This is a genomic window from Chlorobiota bacterium (assembly GCA_016700335.1).
GTDB lineage: Bacteria > Bacteroidota > Ignavibacteria > OLB7 > OLB7.
Window position 1 is genome coordinate 729,926 of the sequence record CP065014.1, and the last position, 25,036, is coordinate 754,961.

Genomic DNA, 25,036 nt, shown 5'->3' on the forward strand with positions numbered 1-25,036 from the left:
TTTGAAAAACTTAGTCATTGTTGAATCACCTTCAAAAGCAAAAACAATTAATTCTTACTTAGGTTCAGATTACATCGTTGATGCATCAGTTGGTCATATAAAGGATCTCCCAAAAGATGGTTTAGGAGTAGATATTGAAAATGGATTTATTCCAGAATATTGTACTATCAAAGGTAAAGGGGATGTTATTAAAAAGCTAATTCAACTTTCCAAACATTGCGATTATGTTTTTTTAGCAACTGATCCAGATAGAGAAGGAGAAGCTATTGCACAACATATAAAAGCTGAACTTAAAGGAAAATCTAAAAAAATAAAACGAGTTACTTTCAATGAAATAACAAAAGATGCAGTAATCTATGCCATTCAAAATCCTAGAGATATTGATAAAGAAATGGTTGCCTCACAAGAAGCAAGAAGAGTAATGGATAGGCTTATTGGATATAAAGTTTCACCATTTTTATGGAGGAATATGGATCGATCTGCTAAAGGTTTATCAGCTGGTAGGGTTCAATCTGTTGCATTAAGAATTATAGTTGAAAGAGAAAGAATTATTAACTCATTCTTACCAATAGTTTACTTTAATATTATTGCCGATTTTGTATCAATTGAAAAAGATAAAATTACTGCTACTTTAATAAGATATAGAAATCAAGAAATTAAAAAGCCAGAAGGCTCTCATAGTGATAAAAATAATAAATCTCTAAAAAATTTCTTTATATCGGATGAAGAAACAGCGAACCGTATTCGTACTGAAGCATTAAATCAATCATATAAAATTAGCAATATTTCACAAAAAGAGGTAACTCAAAATTCTCCTCCACCATTCATAACTTCAACATTACAGCAAGATGCTTCAAGGAAACTTAGAATGAACACAAAACGAGTTATGCAAATAGCTCAAAAGCTTTATGAAGGTGTTTTACTTGGTTCAATGGGGTCAGTAGGATTAATTACATACATGAGGACAGACTCAATTAGAATAAATCAGAAGGCAGAAGAAAAAGCTGAAGAGTTTATTTATGAAAACTATGGAAAGGAGTATCTTAAAATCAATGTTTCAAAGAAAAAATCTGAAGCGATTAAAAAAAATTCAAAGAAAAATGTTCAAGATGCACATGAAGCAATTCGTCCAACAAATATTAAGATAACTCCTAAAGAAGCCTCAAAATATCTTGATTCCGAATCTTCAAAATTATATGAATTAATTTGGCAGAGGTTTATTGCAAGCCAGATGAGCGCTGCTATTTATGACCAAACATTAATAGAAGTTTCTGGGGGTGAATTTCTATTTAGAGCAGAGGGGAAAAAACAAAAATTTCAAGGTTGGATGAAAGTTTATTCCGAAGATGTTGATGAATCTAAAATTATTGAAGAATCAGATATTAACAATCAAGTTTTGTCTGAAAAAATAAAGTTAGGGTTAGATTTAAATATAAAAAATCCTAAAGTTTTAGAAAAAAAAACTCAATCACCACCAAGATTTACTCAGAGTTCTTTGGTAAAAGAATTGGAAAGATTAGGAATTGGAAGACCAAGTACTTACTCAAGTATTTTATCATTATTAATTGATAGAGAATATATTATTGAGGAAGAAAGGAAACTAAAACCAACAGTTTTGGGTTTTGATGTTTGCGACTTACTTACAAAAAATTTCCCTGAAGTGTTTGATACTAAATTTACCAATTTAATGGAGAAAGAATTGGACTTAGTTGCATTAGGAGAAAAAAAATACATTGATGTAATGAAAGAATTTTACAAACCACTTGAAATTGCCTTACTTAGATCTTTAGGTCCTAACTCAATAAATTTTAAAACTCAAAACAAGTTAAATATAAATAATGGAGTTTTATTATCACATTTGAAGGGATCAACATTTGAGAATCAAAATATAGATTCAACAGGTATAATTTGTAATAAATGTGGGGGTGAAATGATTAAAAGAAATTCAAAATTAGGAAATGAATTTTATGGTTGTAAAAATTATCCGGAGTGTACAAATACAAAGCAAATTGAATCTTCAATAAAGTGTCCTAAATGTCAGAATGGTAGTATAGTTGAAAGAAAGGGAGGAAAATTTAATTCAATTTTTTATGGATGTACAAATTATCCTGAATGTAAATACACATCAAATAATTTACCTAAATAACTATACTTTATATTTTGAAATAATCAAATAATCCAAGTTAAAATTTCCTAAATTCAAATAAAAAATTACTCAATATTCATTGTATGAGAAATAATTCTTGAAAGGTTTTCAGCAAGTTTCCTCTGATCAAATTCTTTAGATACAATTTCATTTCCAATTGGTAACTCATTATTTTCCCAAGCTTTATACATTGCATAAATAGCATTGGAAATACTATTTATATCTTCTGGTTGAGCAAAATAAGCAGCATCATAATTCCTAAGAACTTGTATCATAGCACCATTTGTAGGTGTTAAAACTAATATAGGTTTTCTTGTTCCAATATATTCATAAATTTTACCAGGGGTAATAATTGGATCGTAAATAGTAAGCCAAAGAGCATCACTACCAAATAAATAGCTAACTGCTTCAGAATGGTTAATATATCCAGTATTGTTAAGTGCACCAATTACTCCAGCATCTTTTGCAGAATCCATGTATTTTTCTGAAAGCAAACCAATAAAACATAACTCAACTTTATTCTTAGTTTCAGGATGATTCTGAAACATTTGCATAACTGCTTTGAAGAAAAATTTTGGTGAACGGTTTGCATCAAAAATTCCACTATATGTAATTCTAAATTTTTCTTTTGGTTTGTCTGCTGGAAATCTAGCTCCAATTTTCATTGAGTGTGGATCAAACCCACTTGGGAGAACATGTACTTTTTCATGAGTTAAATGACTGTATCTAGACATCAAACTTTCTTTAATTCTACGATTCACTGTAACTATTGCATCAGCATTTAAAACTGCTTCAGATTCTAATTTATAAGCATGTTTAAAATGGAAAGGTGTTGCATAAAAATGATTTTTATTATCTAACCATGGATCACGGTAATCTAATACTAAAGGAATACCATACTTTTTTTGGATTTCATTAGCAATAACTAAAGAAGTAAAGGGTGGGGCAGTTGCCAAAACTGCATCAAATTTTTGCTTTGCAAAAAGCTCATCAACTCTTTTAAGAGCAAATTTTTTCCATCCAATTTTATTATCAGGTTGTAAAAAAACCTGTGATAATTTAGACAAAAATCTTCTCTGTCTATCTGGAGGCATTTCAACTGGTTTATTTTTATTCCTTTTAAAAAATTTTAAAGGATCAATTGTGTCTGTTTGTTCAATAATAACTTCTGCTTCCAATACTTCATCTAATAAAGAATAATCATAAGCAAAATAACCAACATTCCCAACAGTTACAACAGTGCTTTGCCAACCAAATTCTCGTAAATATTTAGTAAATTTGGCAATCCTCTGAACACCGCTAAGCCCCATTGGAGGATAATAATAAGCAATGACAAGTAAGTTAAAATATGTTGGTAAAATGTTTTCTGATAGAACTTCTGTCTCAGATTTGCTTACTGGATAGTTTTCATCCTCTAACAAATTGATAGCAAGCTGAATATCTCTTTTTTCGTTTTCGCTTATCACTTTTTTAATTAAATTTTTAGTTTTTGATACTTACTAAAATTAAACATCTTTATCAATATCTAAAAATCAAACAATTATGTTAGAACTGAAAAAGTAATATTAGCTATCAAAATATTTTATATAATAATAAATTCTTTCGAAGAATTATTTAATGATTTTGCACCAGATTTAGTAATCACAATATCATCTTCAATTCTAACTCCCATTTCACCGGGAAGATAAATCCCTGGTTCGATTGTAATTACAATGTTTTCTTTAAGCAAGAACTTTCCACCACCTTGTGAGACAGGAGGCATTTCATGAACCTCAATACCTAAGCCGTGTCCTGTTGAATGACCGAACATATCACCATAACCTGCATTTTTAATTTCATTTCTACAAACATCATCAAGTGCTTTGCCAGTCATACCATTTTTAGCATTTTCAATTCCTAAATTGTGAGAATTCAATACAATATCATAAATTTCCTTTGCTTTAGGGTGAGTAGGTTTACCAACTGAAATAGTTCTTGTCATATCACTACAAAACCCTTTATACTTAAATCCAAAATCAAGAGTTACTAAATCACCTTTTTTTATTTTTTTATCTGAAGCTCTACCATGAGGTAAAGCACCACGTTCACCACTAGCTACAATAATATCAAAAGCTTCGCATTCTGCACCATACTTTCTACCATAATAACTAATTTCAGTTGCAATTTCTATTTCTGAAATACCTGGTTTAATTATTTTAAGAATATCAGTAAACACCAAATCAGTTATATCTGCAGCTTTTTGCATTAAGGTTAACTCATGATCAGTTTTAACTGAAACAGTTCTATTAACCGACTCTTTAGTCTTCTTGATTTTAGCTTCTTTAAAGCATCTTTTTATATCATCATATTGTGAAACTGTTGTGTATGCTTCTTGAAAACCTATAGAACTAGTTTTTTCTACTAATTTTAATTTAAGCATTTCCTCATAAGGACTTTTTGTAATGCAAGTTTCAAACATTTTGCCTAATTCTTCTTTGGCTTGCTGTTCATATCTAAAATCAGTAAAAAACACACTTTTATTTGGGGTAATAACCAAAGTGCCTGAAGTACCAGTAAAATTTGCTATGTACCTAATATGAGGTACATGAGTTATAATAATTGCGTCTAGTTCTAAACGCTTTAGTTCATCTCTAATTTGTGTGACTCTGCTTAACACTATTTTAAAAGTAAAAAGTTAATAGAAAAATAAAATTTAAAAATCAATGTAAATGACTAAAGAATAATTTGTTTTACAAAAAAATGTGAAACAAAAACTTTAAAAATATAAAAGAACAAAATTGTAATTATTGATTTAGAACCCATGCGAAAATTAATGGTGCAACTATAGTAGCATCACTTTCAACAATAAATTTAGGAGTATTTATATCTAATTTACCCCAAGTTATTTTTTCGTTAGGAACTGCACCAGAATAAGATCCATAACTTGTTGTTGAATCTGATATTTGACAGAAATAACTCCAAAAAGGTATGTCATGCATTTTCAAATCTTGATATAACATTGGAACTACACAAATAGGGAAGTCGCCGGCAATTCCACCACCAATTTGAAAGAACCCTACCCCTTTTCCTCCTGAATTATCGATATACCATTTAGATAAAAAAGTCATATATTCAATACCACCTTTAATTGTTGTAGGTTTGAGTTCTCCTTTAATACAATAAGATGCGAAAATATTTCCCATTGTTGAATCTTCCCAACCAGGAACAATGATTGGTAAATTCATTTCAGCAGCAGCAATCATCCAACTGTTTTTTGGATCAATTTGATAATATTTCTCTAACACTCCACTCAAACATAACTTATACATAAACTCATGAGGAAGGTAGCTTTCCCCTTTTTTATCTGCATCAGTCCAAAGTTCAACAATATGTTTTTGTAATCTTCTAAAAGCCTCTTCTTCTGGAATACATGTATCAGTAACTCTATTAAATCCTTCTTCTAATAAATCCCATTCATCTTTTGGTGATAAATCACGATAATTAGGTACTCGTTTATAATGATTATGTGCTACTAAATTCATCAAATCTTCCTCTAAATTTGCTCCTGTACAAGATATTATATCAACTTTGCCATTTCGTATCATTTCAGCAAGTGATATCCCAAGCTCAGCAGTGCTCATTGCTCCAGCAAGAGTAATCATCATTTTACCCCCTTCAATCAAGTGACATTCATATCCCTTGGCTGCATCAACTAATGCAGCAGAGTTAAAGTGCAAGTAATTTTTTTCTATAAATTGAGAAATTGGACCCCTTGTCATAAATTTTATTTTATACTTTTATTCTAAATATAAATTTAAGTACATTTAGATTTTTTAGTTTTTCAAATCGCAAAAATACTTTAAAAAATGTTTTCTACATTTATTTCTTTTGAATCATTGAAATCATTCATTGAATTTATCAATTTGAAAGATGAATATTTTTTTAAATCTCCTAATTTAATTTCATCAGTAAATATCATTTTTTCGCTAATTAATCTTTCTCTACAAGTCCCTTTTAACAATGGAGTATTAGGAGTAATCCAATAATTATTAATTTTAAAAATGATATTAGAATATGAAGTATCAGTAACAAATCCATCTTTTATAATTAAAACATCGTCACAATTATTTTTTTTATCAAATAAGTTATTAAGTAATTTTCTATCTGAATATTTTAATGAATAATCAATTTCATTATTGTGAATCAATTTTAAAGAATTAATTTCTCTAAATTTATATTTCGATACTTCAATTTTTGTAATTACTTCAGAATAATAAACTTTACATTTATAGAGTCCAATCGTAGGCAAATTTCTATTAGAAATGATATTGTTTAAGTGTTCTTTATTACTAAAATTAAACAACATATCTTGAGATTTAAACATTCTGATAATATGATAGTTTAAATTATATAACTCACCATCTAATAATTTTATTGACTCAAATAAAAGGGACATAAACTTTATCTATTAATTCGTTGTATTCTTTATATGCTTCACTTAAAAATGTTATTCCACCACCACTTTTGAAAATTAATCCTTTAGAGGTTTTCTCTATAAAACGAATCATAACGCTGCTTTCAAGATTAACTCCATCAAAGTAACCAAAAACACCTGTGTAATATCCACGTTTGTACTTTTCTACTTTATTAATTATTTCTAAAGTTTTTTTCTTTGGTGCTCCACTTATAGAGCCAGCTGGAAGGAGTGAGATTAGAGTATCACCAATGTGATTTTTGTAATCTTTACTTAAAATTCCAGTTATTTTTGAACTTACTTGAATGAGAGTTTTATTATAAGTTTTTATATATTCTAAATAACGATACTTCTCTAATTTCACATTTTTTGAAACAATGCTAAGGTCATTTCTTATTAAATCTACTATTGTGGCATGTTCACATTTTTCCTTTGAATCATTAAGAATTATTTCTTCAGCATTTTCAATTCCTGCATCAATAGTCCCCTTCATTGGATAAGATGAAATTATACCATTGTTAATTTTAACAAAAGTTTCAGGTGAGAACAATACAAATTTGTCTTTCAAAAGCAATTTGTATTTTGAATCAGATCTTTTAAATACATCTAAAAAAGTTAAATTAGTGTTTACTTCACTCGGAAAAGTTAGATTGATTAAATATGTATTTCCCAATTTGATATTTTCAATACATTCATTGTAAGATTCTAAATAATTATGGAAAGTAGGAGGCTTTACTTCAAAATGAAATTTAATTTTTTCTTTTAGAATTGAATTATTTGATTTAAAATTAGAATAATCATTTATCTTATATAAAATTTCATTACCATCAATTTGATCTAACTGTATTACAATTGGATTAAGCATTTCAAAATCAATCACAAATAAAAATGGTTGAGAATTACTACCATAATTATTCATTAGTTTTATTGCTTTACTTATATTCAAATTGAAATTATAAAAATTAAAAATTGATTAAAACTTAACAAATCAAATTATTCTAAACTATACTTAAAATAGAACTACATTTAATTAAGTTCAGTTATTGTTAGTAACATTTATATTTTTAAAAACTACAAAAATAGTGAGAATACTTATTGTTGATAATTATGATTCCTTTACATACAATTTATTTCAACTATTAGAACAAGCAAAAGATGGCAATGAGATTGTTGTAATAAAAAGTGATAAGATACTTATTGATGAAGTTAAAAGTTTCGATAAAATTGTTTTTTCTCCAGGAGCTGGGTTACCAAGGGAGTACCCAATTATGTATGAAATAATTGATAGATTTTATAAAACTAAACCAATACTTGGTGTTTGTTTGGGTCATCAAGCCATTGCTGAATCATTCGGAGCAAGTTTGATGAATATAGGAACAGTAAGGCATGGCAAACAGATGAAAGCATTTATAAAAGCTAATGATTATTTGTTTGAAGGTATTGATTCAGAAATTGATACTGGTTTGTATCATTCATTTGCAGTATCAAATAATGGATTCCCAGATATTTTAGAAATAACATCAATTACTTCTAATGGAACAATTATGAGTTTTAAACATAGAGAATTTGATATCCGTGGTATTCAATTTCACCCTGAATCAATTTTAACTCCTCTAGGAATAATTATAATAAAAAACTGGCTTAATAAAACTAATTTATATTCTGTAAATTAGTAACATAAAAATTAAACACATGATTATTTTGTGGTTTATAATTCACATTTAAAAACTGCAAGATCATAAATTTAAATAAATCATTTTTATGTCTAGAACATTAATAACTGGAGGAGCAGGATTTCTTGGTTCACATTTATGTGAAAAATTTTTAAGTGAAGGTCATGAAGTAATTTGCTTAGACAATTTGATAACAGGTTCAACTGATAATATTGCTCATCTTTTTGGGAATAGTAAATTTTCATTTATAAATTATGATGTTACAAACTATATTTTTATTGAAGGTGATTTAGATTACATTCTCCATTTTGCTAGTCCTGCAAGCCCATTAGATTATTTACAACACCCAATTCCAACACTGAAAGTTGGGTCATTAGGTACTCATAAAGCATTAGGTTTAGCAAAAGCTAAAAATGCTCGTTTTCTAATTGCTTCAACTTCAGAGGTTTACGGTGACCCACTAATACATCCTCAAAAAGAGAGTTATTGGGGTAATGTTAATCCAGTTGGTGTACGTGGTGTTTATGATGAAGCAAAAAGATTCGCTGAAGCAATAACAATGGCATATCATACTTATCATAAATTAGAAACTCGAATTGTTAGAATTTTTAATACATATGGTCCTAGAATGAGAATAAAAGATGGAAGAGCAATACCAGCTTTTATGTCTCAAGCCCTACTTAATAAGCCTGTAACCGTTTTTGGCGATGGATCTCAAACTAGGTCTGTTTGTTATGTTACAGATTTAGTTGACGGGATTTATAAATTACTTATGTCAAATGAATCAGACCCAGTTAATATTGGAAATCCACATGAAGTTACTATGTTAGAATTAGCAAGAGAGATAATCAAAATAACTAATTCTAAAAGTGAAATTATTTTTAATGCATTGCCAGAAGATGATCCAAAAGTTAGACAACCTGATATAACAAAAGCAAAGAATATTTTAAATTGGTTGCCTGTAATTCAAAGAGAAGAAGGGTTGATTAAAACAATGCATTATTTTAAGAAAGCAATGTCAATAACTTAATTAATTGTTGAATAAAAATATTATATTGTTTTGATTCCCATTCTAGCTGTATAATCAATTCTACTCAACAACATATTGATATTGTTTTCAGAAAAATATTTATCTGTAGCTTGCCTTGCTCCTTGCCAATGGCCATAATCATCAATAATCAAAACTCCCTTGTTTACTAATATCGGATATAAATGCATAAACTCATGATAAGTTGATTCATACCAATCGGTATCAAGCCTTAACAAGGCAATTCTCTCAGGAATTGTTGATGGTATTGACTCTTCAACTTTACCTTTAATTAAGTGAATTTTATTGAAAGGATAACCAGTTGTTTTCATATTATTTGAAACGTCAAACAAGTCAGCATAACACCAAACTGGTTTGCCTTTTTCATCAATAATTTTGTTGAACTTATTTTCAGCAACTTGGCCAGAAAAATCTACGTCTAATTCAGTTGGTTCACTCATTCCTTCATAAGTGTCATACATAAAAATTTCACGAGAAGTATCATTTAACAATTTCAAAGTTTTTGCAATAATCATTGAGCTTCCCCCTCTCCATACACCACATTCAACAATATCTCCAGGTATATTATTTTTTACGATGTATTGTATTGCAGAAAAAAGTCCGTACATACGTTCAGTGGAGGTCATTGTAAATTCTTTACATTCATTCATGATATTAATAAAATCTTTATTAGAATAAATATCTGGGAGTGTTTGCACTTCAGTTTTAGAAGCGCTAATATCAAACCCAAATGTATTTACAAATCTTTTAAATGTTCTACGAATTGTTTTGTTCATTAATTAAAAATAAATATTTTCAAAGTTAAGAAAGTGATTTAAGAATCAATAAAAATATGAAGTAAATAATTGTAAACTAATCTTCAAAACAAACTTTAATGAAAATGTTTAATTTATTAATTACAAAGAGTTTGCTCAATCAAAATAAACTTAGTAGTATTGTATATTACTTACAAAATTGTTTTATAAAAAGTAATTAAATTTTAAATTCCATTTTAATTGAAAAATTGGATAACTTACAATCCCTTTTTTATCAGATAAAATTAAATATATGAAAGAAGAAATACAAAAATTAAAAGAAAAAATAGAATCTGAGTTACATGAGATTTCAACAATTGCAAGAGCTGAAGCTTTTAAATTGGAATACATTGTAAGAAAAGGAAAGGTTGCAGAGTTGTTTGAAAAGTTAAAGGATGTACCCAATGAGATGAAAAGAGATGTTGGTAAGTCATTAAATGATTTAAAATTATTTGCTGAAGGAGTTTATAAAGAAGCAACTGAAAAATACTCAACCAAGGTATCTGAATCAACAATTGATTTAACTTTACCAGCTAGAAAGTTATATCATGGAGCAGAACACCCAGTAATGCAAACAATTTCAGAAATTGAAAACATATTCACAAGAATGGGATTTGAAATTGCAAAGGGTCCAGATATAGAAGATGATTATCATAATTTTGGTGCATTAAATTTTGCTGAGGATCATCCTGCACGGGATATGCAAGATACTTTTTTTGTGGAACATGAAGGAAAGGATGATATACTTTTAAGAACCCATACATCTTCGGTTCAAATCAGATTTATGGAAAAGAATAAGCCACCAATTAGAGCAATTATGCCGGGAAGAGTGTATAGGAATGAAGCAATTTCTGGAAGAGCATTAGCAGAGTTTCATCAAGTTGAGGGGTTATGCATTGATAAAGATGTTACCATGGCAAATTTAAAGGGAGTATTAGTAGATTTTGCAAAGGCATATTATGGAGATCAAACAAAATTTAGATTTAGAACATCTTACTTCCCTTTTACAGAACCAAGTATGGAAATGGATATTTATTGGGGATTAAATAATGATAAAGATTATATGATAACTAAAGGGACAGGTTGGCTTGAGATATTAGGTTGTGGAATGGTTCATCCAAGTGTTTTAAAAGATTGTAATATTGACCCAGATGAATATTCTGGATATGCTTTTGGAATGGGGATTGAAAGAACTGTAATGTTAAAAACTGGTATAGATGATATTAGATTATTTTATGAAAATGATTTAAGAGTTTGGGAACAACTATATTAAATAATTTACTCTTTGGATTATTAGCAAATATTTTTTTAGAATAATTAAAAAATAAAAAGCCTAACCGATTTGAAATTTGGTTAGGCTTTTAAATTAAAACTAAAAATTACAACCCAGATTCTTTATCCAAATATACTTGAACAATCTCAATAGCATTAGTAACAACGTCACTTAATGCAGTAATAAAAGCACCTTCTTCTGCAGTTGAAATTGCATGCTTAATGGCTTCAACTTCTTTTGGAATAACTTCATATGTTACAATTTTATCTACAGACTTAATCCCTTCAACTATAAGGTCAATAATCTCTTGAGCTTCTCTTCCTCTTAAATGTTTTTCTTGTCTAATTATTATATGATCAAACATTCTCGCTGCAATCATACCACAATCAGTAATATCTTGGTTGCGTCTATCGCCAACTCCAGCAATTATACCAATTTTCGTTGTGGCTGTAATTGAAGTAAGGAAATCTTCAATTGCTGTATAACCAGCAGGATTATGTGCAAAATCAACCATTAACTTGAATTTCTTAAAGTTAAATATATTCATTCTACCAGGAGTTAATGCTGGAGATGGAATAAATGTTTCCAAAGAAAGTTTAATTAATTCTGTTTTAAAACCCCACAGATATGCAGCTAATGATGCAGCTAAAACATTTTCAACCATAAATTTAGCTTTGCCACCATATGTTAAAGGTATTGTTGTTACTTTTTCAATACGAATTTTCCAGTCTCCTTTTTTTATAGTAATAAAACCGTTCTCATAAACTGCAGCAATGCCACCTTTTTTACAATGCTCAACTATTATAGGATTGTTTTCATCTAAACTAAAGAATGATACATTACAATCTAAATCTTTTGATATTTTAACGCATTGATCATCTGATGCATTTAATACTGCCCACCCATCATTTTTTATACTTTTTACAACAACCGATTTTACTCTTCCTAAATCATCTAAATTCTCAATATCATTTAATCCTAAATGATCTTCTCGTATATTAGTAATAATACCTATATCACATCTACTAAAGCCTAATCCTGCTCTTAAAATACCTCCACGAGCGGTTTCTAATAATGCAAATTCAACTGTAGGATCTTTTAAAATAAATTCTGCACTCATTGGACCAGTTGTATCACCTTTTTGAAGCATATGATTTTGAACATAAATACCATCTGAAGTTGTGAAACCAACTCTTTTACCAGAGTTTTTAACAATGTGTGCAAGTAACCTTGTAGTAGTAGTTTTTCCATTTGTACCAGTAACTGCAATTATAGGTATTCTAGAAGGTTTTCCTAATGGATAAAGCATATCAATTACAGGGGAAGCAACATTGCGTGGTAAACCTTCAGCAGGTGCTAAATGCATTCTAAATCCTGGAGCAGCGTTTACCTCTAAAACCACACCACCATTTTCTGAAAGTGGTTCAGTTAAATTCTTTGCCATTATATCAATTCCACACACATCAAGACCAATGACTCTTGATACTCTTTCAGATAGAAAAATATTTTCTGGGTGAAGCATATCAGTTATATCTATTGAAGTTCCTCCAGTACTTAAATTTGCAGTCGATTTTAAATAAACAATTTCATTATTTTTAGGAACAGAATCTATAGTATAATCTAATTTCTCAAGTAGATCAAGAGTATCGCGATCAATTTCAATTTCTGTTAGAACATTCTCATGTCCATATCCTCTTCTAGGGTCTTTATTCTCTATTTCAATTAATTTTTCTATTGAATTGATTCCATCTCCAATAACATTTGCTGGAACTCTTTGGGCAGCAGCCACAACTTGATTATTAATAACTAATATTCGAAAATCAAATCCCGTTACAAATTTTTCTACTATAACTTTACGAGAGTATTTTTGAGCAAAAGCTAAACCAGCAATTGCATCTTCAAAGTTATTTACATTAATTGATGCTCCTTTACCATGATTCCCATCTAATGGTTTTAAAACAATTGGATAACCGATACTATCAATAATATCTTTCAAATCCTCTTCATCAACTGCAATAGAACCTTTAGCAACTGGTATAGATGCCATATCAAGCATTCGTTTTGTTTGCTCTTTATTACAAGCAATATCAACAGCTATGTTGCTAGTATTTTGTGTTATAGTTGCTTGAAACCTAACTTGATTTTTTCCATAACCAAGTTGAATAAGTGAATTTGTACCTAATCTTATCCATGGAATATCCCTTGCAACTGCTTCATCTACTAACGAACCAGTACTTGGTCCTAATCTAACATACTCTCTAATTTCACGCATTTTTTTTATATCAGATGCTAAATCATATTCTACTCCAGAAATCAAAGCTTCAGAAATTCTTACTGATGATTCTGCAGCAAACATTCCAACATTTTCTTCCATATAACTAAAAACTACATTATAAACTCCTGACGTTTTTGTCTCTCTAGTACGGCCAAACCCTGTGTCCATTCCTGCTAAGGTTTGAATTTCTAAAGCAATGTGCTCAATAACATGACCCATCCATGTACCTTCAATTACTCTTGAAAAAAAACCTCCAGGAACTCCTTTACTGCATCTATGGCTATACATTGATGGGAACATTGCTTCAAGCCTATTACTAAAGCCTTCAATTTTATTTGTTGGTAACTGCTCTAACTCTTCTAAATCAATTCTCATTTGAATTAATTTTTTACGATTAATACTCCATATATTAGGACCTCGCAAAGCTTGTATCTTTAATATTCTCATTAATTGATTGGAAAAAAAGTTAGAATGATTTAATTGAATAAAAATATACTGGAATTGAAAACAATTTAATTATTACAAATTTCAAATAAAAATTAATGATTACATTGTTTATATTACTTTTACAATTAAGATATATTTCAATAACAAAATAAAACTAAAAATTCACTTACGAATTAAAATATTTATTTTTGTTGAAGAGTATATAAAATTCACGATTTTTGCCGACTAAATTTATTTATAAAATATGACACCAAAAGGAAAATTAATAATCATAGGGGGGGCTGTTGATAAAGGAAGTTTTACAGAAAAAAATTATGAAAATGAAATTGAAAAAAATATAAATTTTTTTGAAGAAGGAATTTTAAAAAGAATTATTATCGAGTCATCAAAAGGTATTTTCTCAAGAATTGAAGTTGTAACAACTGCTTCACAAATCCCCGAAATTGTTGGAAAAGAATATGTTAAAGCATTCTCATACCTTGGTGTTGAAAATGTTGATGTTATGAATATTCTTTCAAGAGAAACTGCAAATAGTGATCTCATTTGTAATCGACTGAAAAACGCTGATATAGTAATGTTTACTGGAGGCGATCAATTAAGATTAACATCAATTTTAGGTGGAACTAATTTCCATAATTTATTGGAAGACAAATATCTTAATCACGAATTTCTTATTGCTGGAACCTCAGCTGGAGCTGCTGCCTGCTCTACAAATATGATTTATCAAGGTTCGGCAAGTGAAGCTTTACTAAAAGGTGAGATCAAAATTACTTCTGGTTTAGGTTTAATAGATGATGTTATTATTGACACTCATTTTGTTCATAGAGGAAGAATTGGAAGATTGTTTCAAGCCGTTGTTGGTAATCCGAGAGTATTAGGTATTGGTCTTGGTGAAGATACTGGATTATTAATTACTCAAGGTAAATTGATGGAGGCAATAGGTTCTGGGTTAGTTATGTTAGTTGATGGCAGGAAAATAGATCAAACAAATATTACCCAAATTAATATGGGTGAACCAATTTCTATAAGTAATTTGATTGTACATGTTTTAGCTAAAGGAGATAAATATAATTTGGAAAAACATAAATTTAATATTTCAGAAGTTGTACATCAATTAGAAAAAAATGATGAAAATTAATATTGACTACTATATGTGTCTTGAAATAATCTATAAATAATACTTAAAATATAAATTGTGTAAATTAATTATACATGGTGGTTTTTTTAGTGAACATGAAACAGATCTGAATACTAAAATTTCAAAACAAGATTCGTTAAAGGAGATAATTTTATTAGGTTATGATTATTTAAAAAATCATTCGTCACTGCAAACAGTATCTTATGTTGTATCATTGTTAGAAGATTCTCATTGGTTCAATGCTGGAACTGGATCTCAAATACAAAGTGATGGAGAAATTAGAATGAGTGCTTCAATAATGGATGGAGTTACTAAAAAATTCGCTGGAGTAGTTAATATTCAAAACATAAAAAATCCAATTCTAGTTGCTGAAAAATTATTAGATTATGATGATAAAGTTATAGGGGGAGAAGGTGCAAATTTATTCGCTTCCAAAATAGGTTTTTCATATTACAACCCAATTACTGATCAAAGGAAAGATGAATATAATTTGCGTAAAGCAGGGAATGGTTCTGGTACTGTTGGTTGTGTTGCATTAGATGACAATTCAAATCTTGCAGTTGCTACTTCTACTGGTGGAAAAGGATTCGAAATGCTAGGAAGGATATCAGATTCTGCAACAACATCTGGTAATTTTGCGAATCAGAACTGTGCAGTTTCTTGCACTGGTATTGGTGAGGACATTGTAAGAGTTGCTTTGGCATCATCAATTGTAATTAGAGTAACTGATGGATTAACAATAGAAGATTCATTCAAAAAAACTTTTGCCGAGTTGAATGAATTTGATGGATTTGCTGGAGCAATAGGAATTGATAAATATGGTAATTTTTATCATAAAGAGTCTATCCCTAGCATTGTTTATGCTCAATATGATGGTGAAAATTTAAGAATTTTTGATTAATTATTGTTGTATAAATTCCAATTTATTTTTTATCCCATAATATAATTTAATTTGAATAAAACTGTTTTTATTACTGGATCTGCTAGAAGAATAGGAAGAGCATTGGTATTAAATTTTGCTCAACAAGGTTGGAATGTTGCAGTTAACTATTTTTCTTCTAAAGATAAAGCAGAAAATACTTTATTTGATTTACAAAAGTATGGTATTAAAGCAAAATTATTTAAAGGTGATGTTAAAGATAAAGCATCAATTTATAATGCAATTTTAGAAGCAAAAGAATATTTTGGAACAATAGATGTTCTTGTTAATAATGCAGGAATATATCCATCGAAAAGTACTTTATTAGAGGTGAATGAAGAGCTATGGAGAGAAGTTTTTAATGTAAATTTATTTGGAGAATTTTTTGCTTCTCAAGCTTATGCAAAATTATTTACTAAAGGAAGAATAATAAATTTTTCTTCACTTGGGGGCATTCAAATTTGGAAAGATAGAATTCCTTACAATGTTTCTAAAGCAGCTGTAATTCAATTAACCAAGGTATTAGCCAGATCTTTAGCACCAAATTTTACAGTTAATTCTGTAGCTCCAGGAGCTATAAATTTAGAAGATGAACCAGCAGAAGGAAACCTAATTGATGTTAAAAAAATTCCAATGCAAAGATATGGCTCAACCGAAGATATTTTTTCTGCTGTTTATTTTTTTGCAACTACAACAACATATATTACAGGGCAAACTCTAATTATTGATGGAGGTTTGCATCTATCTCAAGATACATCTCAAGATACATCTCAAGAATAAATACTGAAAATATCAAGAATTAATTTTGAAAATTTAATTTTTACAAATCTCATACAATTTTTAACTCCAATACTATTTGATTAATAATACTATATGCCATTTGAATACTATTTACACCTTCAATAATAACCCTTAAAGATTTTCCTTTTGCCTCTGGACTGGAATTTGGAATTTTACTAATAGATTGTAGAATTTTTTTGAAATGTTTTTCGTAAAACAGTTTGTTGTTTTCGTTTGGTAATTCTAAAATCATTTTATTATGTTGAAGAATAATTTTATCAACTCCAGTATTCATAGCTAAAAGTCTAAGCTTAACAACCTCAAATAGACGATCAGTTTTAACTGGAAGCTTACCAAATCTATCGCGCATTTCATTTTCAATGTTTGTTATGGTAGATTCATCACGACTTGAATACATTCTTAAATAAAAATCATAACGTTCAGAATCTGAGGGAATATATGTTTTAGTAATTAAAGCATCTTGTTCAGTTTCAATGGTAATTGCTTCATTAAATGGAAGTTTGTCTTCTTCAATATTTTCATTAAACATACCTTTGAACTCTTCGTTTTTAAGCTCACTTACTGCTTCATCTATTATTTTCTGATATAGTTCAAAACCAATGTCATCAATGTAACCAGATTGTTCTCCACCAAGTAAATTCCCTGCTCCTCTTATCTCCATATCTTTCATTGCTAGCTTCATTCCAGAACCTAAATCAGTGAGTTCACTTATAGCTTGCAACCTTCTCATTGCAATCTTTGATATACTTGCTGATGGTGGAACAATCATATAACAAAATGCTTGGATATTAGATCTACCAACTCTTCCCCTAAGTTGGTACAGCTCTGCCAAACCGTATTTATCAGCTCTATTTACAATCATTGTATTAACAGCAGGAATATCAATCCCTGATTCAATAATCTTTGTAGCAATCAGGATATCAAATTTTTTTTCAATAAATGCCATTACATTTTTTTCAACAACATTTGGGGATAACTGTCCGTGTGCTATTGTGATTCTAGAATTAGGAACAAGTTCTCTAATTTTTGCAGAAATATCTTCAATATCACTTATTTTCCAATGAACAAAAAAACATTGCCCACCACGTTTAATTTCATTTTGAATAACTTCTCTTATTGTTTCATCATTCCATTGAATTAGTTCTGTATGGATTGGTAATCTATTTCTTGGGGGAGTTTCTATTAAGGATAAGTCTCTTGCACCTAGTAAAGAAAAATTTAAAGTTCTGGGAATTGGGGTTGCTGTAAGAGTTAATGTGTCAATGTTAGCACGAATCATTCTTAATTTTTCTTTAGCTGAAACACCAAATCTTTGCTCTTCATCAATTATTAGCAAACCAATGTCTTTGAAACTAATATCTTTTGATAAAATTCTATGTGTTCCAATCAATACATCTACCCCACCTTCAGTTAACTTTTTGAGTGTTGAATTTTGTTCACTTTTTGATCTGAATCTTGAAAGTAAATCAACATTAACAGCATATCGGCCTAATCTATCTCTGAAAGTATTATAATGTTGTTGGGCCAAAATTGTTGTAGGGCAAAGAACTGCGACTTGTTTTCCTGATTGCACTGCTTTAAAAGCGGCTCTAACAGCAACTTCTGTTTTCCCAAAACCAACATCACCACAAACTAATCTATCCATAGGTGTAGAGCTTTCCATATCTTTTTTTATTTCGACAGTAGTTCTAGCTTGATCATCTGTATCTTCATACATAAAAGATGCTTCAAGTTCTCTTTGCCAAGTAGTATCAGTTGAGTAAGCAAAGCCTTTTTGTCTTTTTCTCTCAGCATAAAGAGTAATCAACTCTCTTGCAATATCCTTTAATCTTTTCTTTGCTTTAGCTTTAGTTCTTTCCCAATCTTGAGTACCAAGTTTGTTAAGTTTTGGTTCAGTACTTTCTTTAGATGAATATTTTTGTAATCTATTTATAAAACTCAAGTTCACAAAAAGATAATCATTTTCTGCATATCTAAGTTTTACTGCTTCTGCTTCAGCACCAGCTACTGAAATTGTTTCAAGACCCATAAATTGCCCAATCCCTTTATCAACATGAACAACATAATCACCCTTATGTAATTGCTTTAATTCTCTAAATGTAAATCCTTTAAACTTTTTATTTCTGGAAGAAGTTTTAATATTAGTTCTTCTTCTTTCAAATAACTGATGCTCAGTTAAAATTGCTATTTTCTTTTGATTTAATATAAACCCTTGTGCTAAACTTTCTTGAGTGAGTGTTAAATCAACAGGATTAAATGAATATTCTTCACCACTTTCAAATGCTCTATCACATTCACTTTCCAATAAATCCTCAATTCTTCTTTTTGCGTCAATTCCTTCAGAGAGTATATAAATTTTGTAATTGTCTTTATAAAACGTATTAATTAAATTGCATATTTCTCTTAATGTGGCATTTGTCAAGGGTTGTGATTCAGAATTTACAACTATTACTTCGTCATTATAAAAACTAGAATGTAATATTTGCTTGAAGTTGTTGATTGATGACAAAAATCTCTCATCTACTTTCACGTTTATCATACCAAATATTCTTTCTGGTTCATCAACAAAAATTAAAGTGCTATCAGATAAATAATTTATCAATGTTGATGATAAATTAATTTCATCATCAGAATGAAAAACTCTTGTAGTAATATCTATTTCATTGAATTCTTTTATAGATCTTTGAGACATTGTATCAAATTCTCTAATAGAGTCAATCTCATCTCCAAAAAATTCGATTCTCAATGGATTTGTTAGTCCTAATGGGAACAAATCCAATAACCCACCTCGTACAGCATATTCACCAATTGAGGAAACAATTTCATTTTTTTCAAATCCTCCTAATGCAAGCCTATGAGCCAATTCTAACATATTTACATTATCCCCTTGTTTTAAATTCAATGAACTTGAATTCATTTCAAATGGTGGGGGTACTTTAGCTATTAATGATTCAATATCAGTAATAATAACTCTGTTTGGTTGGCTTGAAATTACTTTTAAAGCATCGGTTAATGATACTAACTCAGCTTCAACACTTTCTCTTATTGCTACTTGAGTGTGGTGCTCTTCATGATAAAGGGTTGTATTCTCTCCTCCAATGAGTGAACAAATATCAGTGTACAAATCGTTTGCTTCAATAGGATCTTCTGTTATAATAAGCACTGGTTCACCTGTTCTTTGATGAACTAATGATGGATATAAAGATTTTAATGACCCAGCTAGACCTTTAATCTTAATACTTCTTGACACCTTAATTTCTTCAATTAAAGTGTTTAATTCCTTACTATTACTTATTTGGTCAAGAATTCTTTTCAATGAAATAATAATTTTTTAATTAACAATTTCTTCTAATACTTAAAACTATAAAATGATTTAAACAAAAAAAATTCAATTACATAATATTAAAAAAAGTCCGAAGAAGATACTATAAAATACCTTACGGACTCTTTCAAAATATATCATCCAAATTATTTATTCAAATTCTCTAACTAAAGCACCATATTGATTTATTAGTACATCATAATAATTAGAAGCCTTTGAAAGAAAATCAGAAATAAATTCAAATGCATTTATTTCAGTTATATGCGTATCGTATTCAACAAATGAAATAAAAACATCTTGGTTTACTATGTTTAAATTAAATGAACCTGGTTTTCCACATTCTTTGAGCATATATTCATACAATTGAGAAATATTCGTTTTGGGTATCTGACACAATAGTGAATTAAAAATAATTGCCGCAGTACTTTGAAAATGGTAGTTAATTGTAACAATTGAGTTACCAGCTTTTAAAGACCAATTGTTACTTCCTTTTCTACATAACTTAGGATCATAATTTAATTTAACAAGTACATTCTCAATAATTGTAGCTGCATTCGACAATATTATTTTTTCTTCAGTTTCTAATTGTGGCATTTTAATTTCAACACCACAACTTGAGCAATATTTACCATCATCAAGCGTTTCAATTGTAACAACACTACCACAAGATTCACACTTAATTGCAAATGTTCCATAATGAGGTTTGTAGTTTTCTAAATTTTCCAATATATATTCTACTGGAAGTGCAAATCCTAAATTATCGCCACCTTTAATTATAAAGGTATTCATCCCAACTATTTCACCATCCATATTTATTAAAGCTCCACCACTATTTCCTGGATTGATGGCAGCATCGATCTGAATATATTTTGTACCTTCATGAATCCTTTCGGCTTTTGATACAATTCCAGAAGTCACAGTATAACTTAATCCGTAAGGATGACCAATTGCAACAACTTCATCCCCATCCTTAACTGAATGAGGTAGTGAAGTTTTAGCAGTAGGAAAATCAATGTCTTTTGGTGGAACTAAAAAAGCTACATCATGTAAGGAGTCATTAAAAAGAACTTTACTTAACATTTGTGGAAATAACTTTCCAGAAATTACAACTTCAGAATTTTCCCCTACAACATGTTTATTAGTAACAATTAAATTATAATCTTTTAGGTAAAATCCACTACCTGTGCCTGTTCTAGAAGCTATTTGAATTATAATGTTTTGATATGAATTTGTAACTTCTTGTATGTTCATAAACAATTGAAAATAAGTTCTAAAATGAGTAGGACAAGGAATCTATTGACTAATTATAATTAATTTTATTCTTTCAAGTAATAAACAAAGATAATCAAAAGGACTCAAAAGTTAATCCATAAAAATAATAAAATACGAATCTGAAAATTAATGAAGTTAAAAGTAATAATGGTTGGATATTGTAAAGATTTAAATAAACCTAAATTATAAAACAGTTGATAACAATTTTAAATGAAAAATCTTATTATCAAATAAAATAATAAATTAGTTAATCTCATTTCTAAATGGAATAGGGCATTATAAAAAAACCATAATCAATAAATTATGGTTTAAAATTTTTCTCTAAAACTGGAGCTATCTTAATCTTGATTTTTATCTTTTTCAGATTTCAATCTTTTTAAAAGTTGCTTTTGATCGCTTGTTAAAATTGCAAGTTGTTTTTCTTCAAATCTACTAAGAGCTAAAGATAATTCAACTTCTTTTTCAGCTCTTTCTTTTAAAACAGATTTTAGTGCAACCAGATTTGTTGGAGTTTCTTTTTTTATTGTTCTTTCTTCATCAACTAATCTGGCGATTTCAATATTAATATCTTTAGTTTCAGCTTTAAACTTTAACCTTAACAATTTCAATTTTGTTTTTTGAGCATCAGATAAATTTAGTTGTTGCTCAATGTCTGGGTCAGTGCTCGCTACTTTAGGTTGTGCTAAAGTTACATGAGCAAACCCAAAACTCAACAAACATATTCCTAAGATTGTAAATAGTTTATTATGCATAATAATAGTTAATTGGTTTTTTCAAATTCACAAAGTTACGTTGATGACTTTTTAATTCAATAAAGGTTTATTAAAAAAATAAAATGTATTAAAAATATTTTGATAAAGAAGTCATTAACCTTTTCTAAAAATATAAGGAACAGCTTCAGTAAGATAAGATACTGGTATAATTTCTAAACCATCAGTTACCTTACTTGAAATTTCTGATAAATCTTTAACATTATCTTTAGGAATAATAATTGTTTTAATATTTGCTCTTTTAGCAGCAATTAGTTTTTCAGTTAAGCCACCTATTGCTAAAATTTTACCTCTTAAAGTTATTTCTCCAGTCATGGCAACATCCCATCTTACTGGAATTTTAGCAGCAGCTGAAACAACTGCAACTGCCATTGTAATACCAGCCGAAGGACCATCCTTTGGTATGGCACCTTCTGGAACGTGTACATGAATTTCCTTACCTTTGTAGAAACTTTCAGAAACACCTAATTGGGTTGCATGAGACCTAATGTAAGTTACAGCAGCAACAACCGATTCTTTCATTACATCACCTAACTGTCCTGTTAATGTTAGTTTTTCAATTCCAGGAACAATAGATACTTCAACAGTTAATGTATCGCCTCCAGTTGAAGTCCAAGCCAACCCATTGGCAGCTCCTATCATATCTTCATGTTCTTCTTGAGAGTCTCTAAATTGAGGAACTTTTAAATATTTCTCAACAGATTCATTATCAACTAAAATTTCTGTTTTAAGTATTTTCTTTGAAGTATTCTTTTTAGCTTTTACAACATCAGAATTTGTTTCATTTTTTACAATTGACAAATCAGGTTTCTTTGATACTATTTCTTTAGCAATTTTTCTGCATATTGCTGCTATTTGTCTTTCAAGACTCCTCACACCAGCCTCAGAAGTATATTCTCTAATTACTTTTCGTATAGAATCATCGTTGAAAGAAATATTGAAACTACTTAAACCATGTTCTATAATTTGCTTTGGAATTATATGTCTTTTTGCTATCTCAATTTTATCATAGTCAGTATATCCATTTAGCTGAATAATCTCCATTCTATCTTGCAAAGGAAGAGGAATTTGATGCAAAACATTGGCAGTAGTAATAAATAAAACTTTTGATAAATCATAATCAACTTCTAAATAATGATCATTGAAAGCATTATTTTGTTCTGGATCAAGCACTTCAAGCATTGCTGAAGCTGGGTCACCTCTGAAATCATTACTCATTTTATCAATTTCATCAAGAAGAATAACTGGATTTACAACACCAGCTTTTTTCATTGATTGAATTATTTTACCAGGCATAGAACCTATATATGTTCTTCTATGACCTCTAATATCCGCCTCATCTCGAACACCACCTAAAGATATTCTAACAAATTTTCTACCTAAAGCATGAGCAATAGATTTACCAAGTGATGTTTTACCTACTCCTGGAGGACCAACTAAGCAAAGTATTTGCCCATTTATTTCTTTAACTAAAGATAACACAGCTATATATTCTAAAATTCTTTCTTTTGCTTTTTCTAAACCATAATGATCATTATCTAAAACCTCTTGAACATTATTTACATTAAGATTATCGTCTGTGTGAGTTGTCCATGGGACTGATGAAATCCATTCTAAATAGTTTCTGCTTACTCCAAATTCTGGTGACATTGAAGGTGTTTTTTTCAACTTATCCATTTCCTCAAGTGCTTTCTCATGAACAGCCGGGGGCATACCAGATTTTTTAATTGCATCAAATATTTTTGCCAAATCAGGAGATGCTTCAAAATCATCACCTAATTCATTTTGAAGGGCACGAATTTGTTCTTGAATTATAAATTGTCGTTGAGATTTTTGCATAGTATCTTGTACTTTATCATCTATCTCTTGTTCTATTTTTGTTCTCTCAATTTTTTCTTGAATCAAAGTTGCCATAATCAAAAATTTTGACTCCATTGAAACTTCATCAAGTACCTTTTGTCTATCTTCAGCATTAATATCTAATCCTGATAACATTAAATATAACCTTTTTAAATGATCCACTTCAGAAGTTATTGTTTGAATAAATTCTTTAGGTAAAAATGGATTAAGGTTAGAATATTCATTAAACAAATTTGTAATTTGAGAACTTAAAACTGTAAATTTTTTCTTGTTCTCAAATGGAATTAATGGTACTGATAAATCTGCATACATTTTACCATCTTTGGTTCTAACATTAGAAATAACTGCTTGTTTGATACCTTCAACTAACATTCTAATTTTCCCATCTGGCATTTTTAACATTTGAGAAATTTTACAAATTGTGCCATTTTTATGAAGATCTTCAGCTTTTGGATCTTCAATATTTGCATTTTTTTGTAATACTAAAAACACGTTAATTCCACCCGCATAAGCTTCTTCGACTGCTTTTAATGAACTTTCTCTGCCAACTAAAACTGGTAAAAATATTTGTGGTAATGCAATTATCTCCTTTAATGGCACTACTGGGATATTCAAATTAACTTTTAAATCTATAGATATTTTTTTCATAATATTTTTAAAAAAAGTTTGCAAAACTAACAAATCATAACCAATAATAACGAATATATGAACAAAAGAGTGTGGTTTTTTAAATTGATTTGTAATTCATTATTAAATTGGTCTTTTTTTATAATTCAAATACTCATCGAATTTTAACACCTTGTAACTAATTTTTTAAATTTATTTATTAGCCATTATATTAAGTT

The 25,036-nt window shown here is 29.2% G+C and carries 18 protein-coding genes; 7 read left to right on the forward strand and 11 right to left on the reverse strand.

The genetic code is table 11. The features are described from left to right. The first annotated feature begins 1 nt into the window (after position 1). Positions 2–2,146 (forward strand): type I DNA topoisomerase, encoded by a 2,145-nt coding sequence (gene topA / locus IPP08_03025; GenBank protein ID QQS67159.1) that lies wholly within the window; start codon positions 2–4, stop codon positions 2,144–2,146. 65 nt (positions 2,147–2,211) lie between these two features. Here topA and IPP08_03030 read toward each other — a convergent pair whose 3' ends face one another. The 5 genes from IPP08_03030 to IPP08_03050 all read right to left on the reverse strand — a co-directional run bounded on the left by IPP08_03030 (position 2,212) and on the right by IPP08_03050 (position 7,545). After that, positions 2,212–3,612, reverse strand: a complete 1,401-nt coding sequence (locus IPP08_03030; GenBank protein ID QQS67160.1) for a glycosyltransferase — start codon at positions 3,610–3,612, stop codon at positions 2,212–2,214. Between the two features lie 116 nt (positions 3,613–3,728). After that, entirely contained in the window at positions 3,729–4,802 is a 1,074-nt protein-coding gene (locus tag IPP08_03035) for an aminopeptidase P family protein (GenBank protein ID QQS67161.1), read from the reverse strand. Between the two features lie 127 nt (positions 4,803–4,929). Further along, positions 4,930–5,904: a deoxyhypusine synthase family protein gene (locus IPP08_03040; protein ID QQS67162.1), complete on the reverse strand. Its 975-nt coding sequence runs from the start codon at positions 5,902–5,904 to the stop codon at positions 4,930–4,932. Positions 5,905–5,984: 80 nt separating this feature from the next. Then, positions 5,985–6,581 carry an aminotransferase class IV gene (locus IPP08_03045; protein QQS67163.1) on the reverse strand — a complete coding sequence of 199 codons (597 nt, stop codon included), beginning with the start codon at positions 6,579–6,581 and terminating at the stop codon, positions 5,985–5,987. Beyond that, positions 6,565–7,545: an aminodeoxychorismate synthase component I gene (locus tag IPP08_03050; GenBank protein ID QQS67164.1), complete on the reverse strand. Its 981-nt coding sequence runs from the start codon at positions 7,543–7,545 to the stop codon at positions 6,565–6,567. Before IPP08_03050 ends, IPP08_03045 begins: the two co-directional genes overlap by 17 nt. 136 nt (positions 7,546–7,681) lie before the next feature. Between IPP08_03050 and IPP08_03055 the strand changes: the two genes are divergently transcribed. Continuing rightward, on the forward strand, positions 7,682–8,272 hold the full coding sequence (locus IPP08_03055) for an aminodeoxychorismate/anthranilate synthase component II (GenBank protein QQS67165.1): 591 nt from the start codon (positions 7,682–7,684) through the stop codon (positions 8,270–8,272). A gap of 88 nt (positions 8,273–8,360) precedes the next feature. Continuing rightward, positions 8,361–9,302 carry an SDR family oxidoreductase gene (locus tag IPP08_03060; protein ID QQS67166.1) on the forward strand — a complete coding sequence of 314 codons (942 nt, stop codon included), beginning with the start codon at positions 8,361–8,363 and terminating at the stop codon, positions 9,300–9,302. Positions 9,303–9,322: 20 nt separating this feature from the next. On the opposite strand, the gene IPP08_03065 is transcribed toward IPP08_03060, so the two are convergent. After that, a complete protein-coding gene (locus IPP08_03065) occupies positions 9,323–10,096 on the reverse strand; it encodes a class I SAM-dependent methyltransferase (GenBank protein ID QQS67167.1) in 774 nt (257 codons plus the stop codon). Between the two features lie 271 nt (positions 10,097–10,367). On the opposite strand from IPP08_03065, the gene pheS reads away from it, so the two are divergent. After that, positions 10,368–11,387, forward strand: a complete 1,020-nt coding sequence (gene pheS / locus IPP08_03070; protein QQS67168.1) for a phenylalanine--tRNA ligase subunit alpha — start codon at positions 10,368–10,370, stop codon at positions 11,385–11,387. A gap of 106 nt (positions 11,388–11,493) precedes the next feature. Here pheS and cphA read toward each other — a convergent pair whose 3' ends face one another. Then, positions 11,494–14,109 (reverse strand): cyanophycin synthetase, encoded by a 2,616-nt coding sequence (cphA, locus tag IPP08_03075; GenBank protein ID QQS67169.1) that lies wholly within the window; start codon positions 14,107–14,109, stop codon positions 11,494–11,496. A gap of 244 nt (positions 14,110–14,353) precedes the next feature. Between cphA and IPP08_03080 the strand changes: the two genes are divergently transcribed. Genes IPP08_03080 through IPP08_03090 form a run of 3 tightly spaced genes read left to right on the forward strand, consistent with a single transcriptional unit; the run spans position 14,354 to position 16,946 of the window. Then, the gene (locus IPP08_03080; protein ID QQS67170.1) at positions 14,354–15,247 is read left to right on the forward strand and encodes a cyanophycinase; all 894 of its coding nucleotides are present in this window, start codon (positions 14,354–14,356) and stop codon (positions 15,245–15,247) included. A 55-nt stretch (positions 15,248–15,302) separates the two neighbouring features. Continuing rightward, entirely contained in the window at positions 15,303–16,148 is an 846-nt protein-coding gene (locus IPP08_03085; protein ID QQS67171.1) for an isoaspartyl peptidase/L-asparaginase, read from the forward strand. Positions 16,149–16,199: 51 nt separating this feature from the next. Further along, positions 16,200–16,946: an SDR family oxidoreductase gene (locus tag IPP08_03090; protein QQS67172.1), complete on the forward strand. Its 747-nt coding sequence runs from the start codon at positions 16,200–16,202 to the stop codon at positions 16,944–16,946. Positions 16,947–16,995: 49 nt separating this feature from the next. Here the strand turns inward: IPP08_03090 and mfd are convergent, their stop codons facing one another. The 4 genes from mfd to lon all read right to left on the reverse strand — a co-directional run bounded on the left by mfd (position 16,996) and on the right by lon (position 24,839). Next, positions 16,996–20,283 carry a transcription-repair coupling factor gene (gene mfd, locus IPP08_03095; protein QQS67173.1) on the reverse strand — a complete coding sequence of 1,096 codons (3,288 nt, stop codon included), beginning with the start codon at positions 20,281–20,283 and terminating at the stop codon, positions 16,996–16,998. A 156-nt stretch (positions 20,284–20,439) separates the two neighbouring features. Next, the gene (locus tag IPP08_03100) at positions 20,440–21,540 is read right to left on the reverse strand and encodes a trypsin-like peptidase domain-containing protein (GenBank protein ID QQS67174.1); all 1,101 of its coding nucleotides are present in this window, start codon (positions 21,538–21,540) and stop codon (positions 20,440–20,442) included. A 359-nt stretch (positions 21,541–21,899) separates the two neighbouring features. Continuing rightward, on the reverse strand, positions 21,900–22,313 hold the full coding sequence (locus IPP08_03105; protein QQS67175.1) for a Spy/CpxP family protein refolding chaperone: 414 nt from the start codon (positions 22,311–22,313) through the stop codon (positions 21,900–21,902). A gap of 114 nt (positions 22,314–22,427) precedes the next feature. Further along, positions 22,428–24,839 (reverse strand): endopeptidase La, encoded by a 2,412-nt coding sequence (gene lon / locus IPP08_03110; GenBank protein ID QQS67176.1) that lies wholly within the window; start codon positions 24,837–24,839, stop codon positions 22,428–22,430. Positions 24,840–25,036: the final 197 nt, after the last annotated feature.

Coding starts and splice junctions, on each gene's coding strand:
- IPP08_03040 (QQS67162.1), bottom strand. CDS start 5,904: ATGACAAGGGGTCCAATTTCTCAATTTATAGAAAAAAATTACTTGCAC.
- IPP08_03045 (QQS67163.1), bottom strand. CDS start 6,581: ATGTCCCTTTTATTTGAGTCAATAAAATTATTAGATGGTGAGTTATAT.
- IPP08_03060 (QQS67166.1), top strand. CDS start 8,361: ATGTCTAGAACATTAATAACTGGAGGAGCAGGATTTCTTGGTTCACAT.
- IPP08_03065 (QQS67167.1), bottom strand. CDS start 10,096: ATGAACAAAACAATTCGTAGAACATTTAAAAGATTTGTAAATACATTT.
- pheS (QQS67168.1), top strand. CDS start 10,368: ATGAAAGAAGAAATACAAAAATTAAAAGAAAAAATAGAATCTGAGTTA.
- cphA (QQS67169.1), bottom strand. CDS start 14,109: ATGAGAATATTAAAGATACAAGCTTTGCGAGGTCCTAATATATGGAGT.
- IPP08_03080 (QQS67170.1), top strand. CDS start 14,354: ATGACACCAAAAGGAAAATTAATAATCATAGGGGGGGCTGTTGATAAA.
- IPP08_03100 (QQS67174.1), bottom strand. CDS start 21,540: ATGAACATACAAGAAGTTACAAATTCATATCAAAACATTATAATTCAA.
- IPP08_03105 (QQS67175.1), bottom strand. CDS start 22,313: ATGCATAATAAACTATTTACAATCTTAGGAATATGTTTGTTGAGTTTT.
- lon (QQS67176.1), bottom strand. CDS start 24,839: ATGAAAAAAATATCTATAGATTTAAAAGTTAATTTGAATATCCCAGTA.